The sequence below is a fragment of the Rhodococcus sp. 06-418-5 genome (genome assembly GCF_002258285.1).
In the GTDB taxonomy this organism is placed as follows: Bacteria; Actinomycetota; Actinomycetes; order Mycobacteriales; family Mycobacteriaceae; genus Rhodococcoides.
On the sequence record NZ_NOYE01000020.1, the window covers coordinates 40,754 to 47,485 of the forward strand.

Here is a 6,732-nt window from a genome sequence, read left to right on the forward strand (position 1 = left end):
GACCCACGTCCTCATTTCGGTGCCAAGTTGTATTCGGTCAGTTGCCATGTGTCGGAGTTCTTTTCGACGACGGCCCGGACACGGTAGTTGCTGTATGGGGTGGTGCTTCCGTCGCGGTGCAGGACGGTCTGGGTGAGAGCAACCTCGAGTACCTGCCGGGTGTCGGAGGCGGTGATCGAATCGCCTGATTGTGCTGTGGCGGTGACGATGTCCCCGGAGTCACTCCATCCTGCCCACTGCGGCAGCGGCCGGATCCCGGTCGCGGTCGGTTGCGTAGCGTCGGCGGCAAGCTGACCGCCGAGCCAGCGCTGAGCTCGTCCGACGGCGGCAGCGGGGGAGGGGTCGATGGCCGGTTGCCACGAGAACATCGCCGCCAGTGCCGCTTCGGCGACTGCGTCCGGATCGGAACTACGGTCGTCGTCGAGGTGCACGTGGGCGTCGGTCGCCGGGTCGTGGCTCTCGTCGGTGCTGCTGAATTTGACGAGGGTGATCACGGCGGCGGCGACGGCCACGACGAGGATCAGCACCGCACTGACCACGATGAGCTGCCCGCGTTTCATCCTGCGATCCGTTCGTCGTCGACGACGAGGGTGGTCAGATTTGTCTCTCGCCACGACTTGTAGCCGTTCTCGCGGCACCACTCCGCCGCTGGGTTGTCCTGGTCGATTTCGAAGCTCACGTGCACGCGGCCTCGCAGCGCCGTTCGCTCCAGAGCAGGGTCGTCGGCCCCGACTTCGTGGTTGAGCACGTGCAGGATCAGCCGGACTGCCTCGACGTCGAGCTCTTCGCGGGCCTGGCCTGCGACGAACACCGCGTGCTGCGCCACCGAACGGTCGGCCGAGACCTGGTCGCCGTTGCGGTAGATCTTGTCCTCGGGGTGAAAGGTGTTGTAGGTGACGACGGCTCCTTCGGGTCCGCAGATCGCGAACGAGGACACCTCGTCGTCGGCGGCGGTCCACATCTCGAGTACCGGCCCATCCGCGGCGGCCGCGGCGATCTGCTCTCTGCGCTGGGCGTAGGCCTGCTCGCGCAGTGCGTCGTAGTCGATCCCGAGCTGTTTGGACAGTTCGGTCTTGAACTTCGGGAACAGGCCTGGGACGGCGAGCTCGTGCTCTTTCGCCCATGCATAGAGCTCGCCGTGGGTCTCGAGTGCGCGTAGGTCGTCGAGGTGTTCCTTGACTGCCTTCTTCGCGGTCTCCCATGCGGCTACCGAGTTGTGGGTGCTGCGTCGTTTGGCCATGTCGGCTATCTCCTTCGTTGTCATGTCGGTCGGTGTCGTGTGCTCAGGCGATCGAGGCGTACTCGGTGGCGTACTGCTGGATCAGGTCGGCGTAGGGGCGGGTTTGGTTGACGTAGTCCGGTGAGCCGGTGGGGAATCCGCCGGAGGACTGCACCGCGCCGAACCCTGCGTTGTAGGCGGCGAGATACAGCTCGAGGGGGCCGTTGGGGGCCGAGATGGAGCCGTTGGCGATCCCGGCGTCGACCTGGCTGGCGATTTCGCACATGTAGCGGCCTTGGGCCATGACTGCGTCTCCGATGTCGTAGGGGGAGACCGAGCCGTTGCCGTCGTCGTCGCGCCCGTAGCCGGGCCAGGTGCCGGGCATGAACTGCGCCGGTCCTTCGGCTCCGTCCGGGCTGACCGCGCGGGGGTTGAAGCCCGATTCCTGCTTGAGCTGTCCGGCGATCACGGGTGGGCGGATCTGTGGGCAGGTGTTGCCGGCTCTGATCACCCACGGCTCGAACTCCGGGGGCACTTTCCCGGGGGCGAGGTCGGCTTCGCCGCCGCTCGCCGCGGGGTTGACCCCGCAGGGGGTCGGGACGGCCCCTGGGCTGCCTGCTGCGCCCGGTGCGGAGCCGTAGGTGGTCAGAGCGTCGGGCATCCCGCCGCCGGCGGTGGTGACGTGGACGTGGTCGAAGTGATTCTGGGTGGGGGAGCCGCGGTCCTCCATCTGGTTCGAGGAGCCTTCGGCGGGGATGTAAGTCTGGCGCCAGATGATGTATTCGATGTGCAGCTCGGTCTTGTTGGCCATCAGGTACTCGACGACCCGATCTCCGAGTTCCTTGCCGGCACCGGTGTCGTAGTCCGGGATCATGATGTCCGCGGCGCGGCCACTGGGGTGATCGTCGTAGGCGTCGTACGGCCGCCACCCACCGATGGTTTTGATCTCGGGGAACTTCTGCGCAACCGATCGGGCTACGCGAACGGTGTCGACCTGCCAGTGCTCCTCGGACCCGACTGACGGCGGTAGAGGTGGGAGGTCGCCGCCGGGGGTCGGTACTGCGGGCGAGGGCGACGGAGTGGCTGGGCTCGCGACGGGGGCGTCGGGCTCGGAGGCTGCGGCGATCCAGGGGGCCGGGTCGACGGCTTCGCCGGCGTCGTGGCCGCCTTGCCAGATCTCGAAGTGCAGGTGCGCACCTCCTGGTCCAGGTGGTGAGACTTCGCCGTTGTAGCCGACTTTGGCGATTTCCTGGCCTGCGTGGACCTGTTGGCCGGGGGTCACCTCGAGATCGTCGGGAAACATGTGTCCGTAGACGCTGGAGATGATTTGTCCGTCGATGTTGTGGTCGATGACGATCCACTGCCCGAACCCCGTTGCCGGTCCGGCCTTGGACACCACACCGTCGGCGGTGGCGTAGATCGGTTCGCCTGCAGCCGATCCGAAGTCCTGCCCCTTGTGCATGGTGCCCCAACGCGGACCGAATCCGGACGTCAACTGGTAGGTGCCGGCCTTCATCGGCTTGACCTTGGTGCCGGCGGGGAACGCCGCGGTCGGTGCACCGCCGGGCAGGCAATCCCCGACTTTAGGTTCGTCGTCGTCGGGGAAGATCAGCAGCACCAGCGCCAGGATCAGGGCAAGGAACAGGGCGACGCCGACCAACGTCCCCTTGCCGGCGGTGCTCTTCACCGGTTCAGATCCTTTCGCGGCCGAGAGCGCGTTGCAGGATGGCCACTTGGTCACGAAGCTCGCGGACGGCCAGTTCGGTATCCGCGGGGAACTGGGTGACGCGTGCTGCACCGCGTTCGGTGCGCACCCAGTTACGCAGGGTGGTGACCGGGATTTGCAGTGCCGCAGCGACAGCGACGACGGCCTCTTCGCGTGAGGAGGCGGTCTTCATCTGCTCCCCGACGAGCGCGAGGCACTTGTCCCGAAACTCGCTGGTATAGAACCGTTTCGCCATCTCACGCGACCTCGTCGTAGTCGTCGTCGAGGTCGTCGCCGACAAAGGTGAATCGGTGGTTGGTGTCGTGGACACCGGATTCGATCTCGGAGGGCATGAGCACGGTCCGGAACGGAATACCCGGTGCGCCTTGCTCACCGAGTTTGACGATGAACTTGCCCTGCCCGGGTGGAGCGCTCAGAGCGCCGGCCTCACCGGTCAACGCCTTCGGCGACGACCAGGAAGTAATGTCTGCGACTTCGGTGTCGGTGAACGGTTTGATGTCGGACAGTCGTGTCATCTCCTTGCGCGGCAATGCGCCCACCACCAGCACTCCGGCACGTTCGACCAGTCCTTTGGCGGTCGCGACGTCTTCGGGGTTGGGTAGGGATTCGAGGTCGCTGATGGTGTGGGTGCACATCAACAGTGCGGTCCCCCAGGCCCTGTTCAGGCGGGTCAGTTCGTCGACGCGGTCGACCATGCCGACGCCCGCGCGCAGCACCTGCCACATCTCGTCGAGGACGACCAGAAAGTTGCGGCGAGGCCCGCATCCGGCGTCGGCGAGGTAGTGCGCGGCGTCGGTAGCTGCGAAGCCGTGCTCCCAGCAGGCCAGTAGCACTGCACCTTTGAGGGTCTTGTCGGCGGTACCAATGCCGGAGACGTCGACGCAGACCGCAGCGGCGTTGATGTCGATCGGCACGGTGGTCTGACCGCAGAACACCTCGCCGAATTCTCCGTCGATCAGGGCGTTGAGGGTACGGCGCAGTGTCATCGAGCCGGTTCGGTAGTCGGAGTCGGTGTCGGCTTTGAATGCACGCCGTACCGGGTCTGGGCCTTCCTCGAGGACGTCCGCGAGGTCGGAGAGCAGCGGTTGGACGGCACCGGTGAAGCGTTCTTCGAGTAGGCGGATCGCGGCCCCGAGGGCGGAGATCTCGAAGTCGTCGATCGGGGCGCTGCCGCGGGTGACCTGCAACAAGGTCTTGACTCGGCGGACGCGGTCGCCGGCGATGCGTTTGCGAACCAGGGCCGCGGTCTTGTCGGCGGCGTCGGTGTCGGCGGCATCGAGGGTGGGCAGAATCTGGGCCAGCGGTCCCATGTCGAGGGGGTTGATCTGCCCGCGGCCCAGGCCGAGGTCGATGATCTGGCCTCGATCGCCGAGGGCTTCGACGAGTTTGCGGTAGTCGGGCCGCATGTCGCCCATGATCAGGGTGGACACTCCGGCGTAGATCAGGCCGAGGATGATCTTGCGGGCCAGCGTCGATTTACCGAATCCGGGCAGGCCGAGCAGCATCATCGAGGGCTGCTGGAGGAATCGGGCGCGGGTCATCCACGAGAGCGGGTCGAAGCACACCGGTGCGCCGGTGTAGAGGTGCACACCGAGCGGAACGCCGACGATCGGTGCACCGGCTCCGACTGGGAAGGGCCACATACCGGCTGCTTGGAGTGTGGTGGCGCGAAATTCGGTCAGGGGCAGAACGGGTCCGGCTTTGCCGCCGCCGCGTCCTGAGAGCCCCATGTGGTTGCCGCGCAGTGTCTCCGCGTCGCGGCTGTGGCCTACGGTCTTCGATCGAGCTGCAGCGTCGCGCCCGAGATGCAGGCGTGCCCGCCAGGAGACGGCGATGTTCTTCGATTCGGCGGCGCGTTCGAGCTCGCGGCGCTCGTTGTCGTCGAGGACGGCCACCGGGGCGGAATCGACGCTTTTGCAGTGCTGTTCACGCTGACGTTGTGCTGCGGTGCGGCCGAGGTCGCGGTGCGAGGCAGCGCTGGCAGCCCGTCGCCAGGGGCGTCTGATGCTCATCTCACGCTCCCAGTTTCTTTGCGACGTTCTTGGTGTGCGAGGGCATGAGGACGCCGATCCCCAGGGTTGCGGCGAATCCGGTGTCCTGGGTGAACCACAAGCGCTGCAAGCGAAGTGAGGATCGAGTGCCGAGATCCTTGGTGACCGAGTCGGCCTTCGGGCGGTCCTCCCCGTCCGGAGTCGTCACCGTCACCAACACCCCGATCATGGTGAGCCCGTGTCCGTGGCCCTGTTCTTCGAGCTGGTCCTCGACGCTCTTCAAGCGCTGTTGCGCCTCGAAACTGGGGCCGTTCTTGCCCAGTCGGTTCACGCCGCTGTTGGCGTGTTTGAGGTCGCGGCCGATAATGGTCGCGGCTTCGGCCGGCGAATGGGGGCGGTAGCAGATCGCCACGCGCTTGCGCAGCACGTCGGGGTTGGGGTCGAGCAGTGGTCGCAGCACGGTCTCGACAAAGGCGTTCTTCGGGCGCTCGGCCATTTCCCATGTCGTGGAGTAGCAGCCGTCGTGGAAGAGGTTCGAGATATTCGCCTTCTGGGCTTGCGGGCCGGCGTCCTCCCACCCCAGATCGTGCCCGCCCTTCATTTCCGACAGCTCGAGATCGTTCAATGCGGCCGGGGTGTAGGAGTGTTTGACGAACGAGACGATTTCTTCCGATGCGAGCAGTCGCGGGTTGAGCTGTGCTTCGTTGAGCACCGTCAGCACGCCGCCGATCCGGCGAGCCAGTTCCTTGATCTGCTCGCCCGGGTCTTTGCGTCGACTTGCGGTGGCGGCTCTGTAGGTGATGGCCACCCGTGCCCACAAACGCGGTGTGCCGGTGGCCAGGTACTCCGCGGACTCGAGCATCATCCGTGCCGGCAGCTCTCCGCCGTAGAAGCCGTCGCCATGCGCCATCGACCGCACTTCACGTCGGAGCCGATTGCCGGACTCGGGGCCGTTCTCGATCACGACGGTGATCCCGTCGACGTCGCCGGTCTGGGAGATGAAGTTGACTGCCGCGCCCCAGGAAAACACCGAGGTATCGACTGCGTCTTGGTCGATGGCCTCGTTGCCCTGCGGCCAGCACTCGATGACGATGGTGAACTGATGAGTCTTGGGCATCTCGATCACGCCGAACTTCTGGCGGGACTGATGCTGGACCCATCCGTCGTGCAGCACGCTGTCGTAGAGCACGCCGGGTAGGCGGTTGGTGCCGCCAGGAACGCGGGAGAAACGTCCGGAGAGGTACAAGTTCTCGCCTTTCGACATGTGGATCAGCCACTGCGAGTACAGGACGACCCACTGGTAGATGGTTTTGCGCTGGAACCGCAGGATCAGCGGTAACGCGGTAATGCCCATGACTCCGATGAAGGCGAGGGCATAGAGCTTGTTGTCGGCGATCGACAGTGCGAACACGCCCACGATCGCGCAGGCGAAGAGATAGACGCTTGCGGCGATGTTCAGCCCGAAGAGGAACGATTCCCTCGGTGCGGGGCCGATCATGTACGTCTGGCGGTGACGCATGGGCGTGGTGGTCGTGCTCACTTCATGACCTCGTTCGTTGCGAAGGGGCGGCCCGGCACATCGCCGGCTATGTCCTGGGCCATGGCGTCGAGAGAGTGACTGCCGCGCGAGATCCCGGCGCGGGCGGACTGAACGCCTCCCGAGATCGACGGGACCCGCCGCCCGCTGCTGCGTCCACCGACGTTGCCTCGTGCGGGTCCGGAATTACCGCTGGATGTCCGGCTGCGAGCACCGCCACCACCGCCGCCACCACCGCGACCACCACCACCACCGCCGA

Annotated in this window: 7 protein-coding genes; all 7 read right to left on the reverse strand. The window is 65.9% G+C overall.

Annotated elements, in window-relative coordinates; translation table 11 throughout:
- Positions 1-11 precede the first annotated feature (11 nt).
- Positions 12-560 carry a hypothetical protein gene (locus CH274_RS17880; RefSeq protein ID WP_094658374.1) on the reverse strand — a complete coding sequence of 183 codons (549 nt, stop codon included), beginning with the start codon at positions 558-560 and terminating at the stop codon, positions 12-14.
- Positions 557-1,264 (reverse strand): hypothetical protein, encoded by a 708-nt coding sequence (locus tag CH274_RS17885; protein ID WP_094658375.1) that lies wholly within the window; start codon positions 1,262-1,264, stop codon positions 557-559. Before CH274_RS17885 ends, CH274_RS17880 begins: the two co-directional genes overlap by 4 nt.
- 19 nt (positions 1,265-1,283) lie before the next feature.
- Complete coding sequence (locus CH274_RS17890) at positions 1,284-2,906, reverse strand: M23 family metallopeptidase (RefSeq protein WP_094658376.1); 1,623 nt, start codon at positions 2,904-2,906, stop codon at positions 1,284-1,286.
- Between the two features lie 4 nt (positions 2,907-2,910).
- Positions 2,911-3,180: a hypothetical protein gene (locus CH274_RS17895; protein ID WP_094658377.1), complete on the reverse strand. Its 270-nt coding sequence runs from the start codon at positions 3,178-3,180 to the stop codon at positions 2,911-2,913.
- Position 3,181: 1 nt separating this feature from the next.
- Complete coding sequence (locus tag CH274_RS17900) at positions 3,182-4,957, reverse strand: hypothetical protein (protein WP_143546607.1); 1,776 nt, start codon at positions 4,955-4,957, stop codon at positions 3,182-3,184.
- A gap of 1 nt (position 4,958) precedes the next feature.
- Entirely contained in the window at positions 4,959-6,476 is a 1,518-nt protein-coding gene (locus CH274_RS17905) for an SCO6880 family protein (protein ID WP_094658379.1), read from the reverse strand.
- A partial coding sequence (locus tag CH274_RS29315; RefSeq protein WP_179275798.1) for a hypothetical protein occupies positions 6,473-6,732 on the reverse strand: 260 nt, incomplete at its 5' end. The genes CH274_RS29315 and CH274_RS17905, both read right to left, overlap by 4 nt.

Coding starts and splice junctions, on each gene's coding strand:
- CH274_RS17900 (WP_143546607.1), bottom strand. CDS start 4,957: ATGAGCATCAGACGCCCCTGGCGACGGGCTGCCAGCGCTGCCTCGCAC.
- CH274_RS17880 (WP_094658374.1), bottom strand. CDS start 560: ATGAAACGCGGGCAGCTCATCGTGGTCAGTGCGGTGCTGATCCTCGTC.
- CH274_RS17885 (WP_094658375.1), bottom strand. CDS start 1,264: ATGACAACGAAGGAGATAGCCGACATGGCCAAACGACGCAGCACCCAC.
- CH274_RS17895 (WP_094658377.1), bottom strand. CDS start 3,180: ATGGCGAAACGGTTCTATACCAGCGAGTTTCGGGACAAGTGCCTCGCG.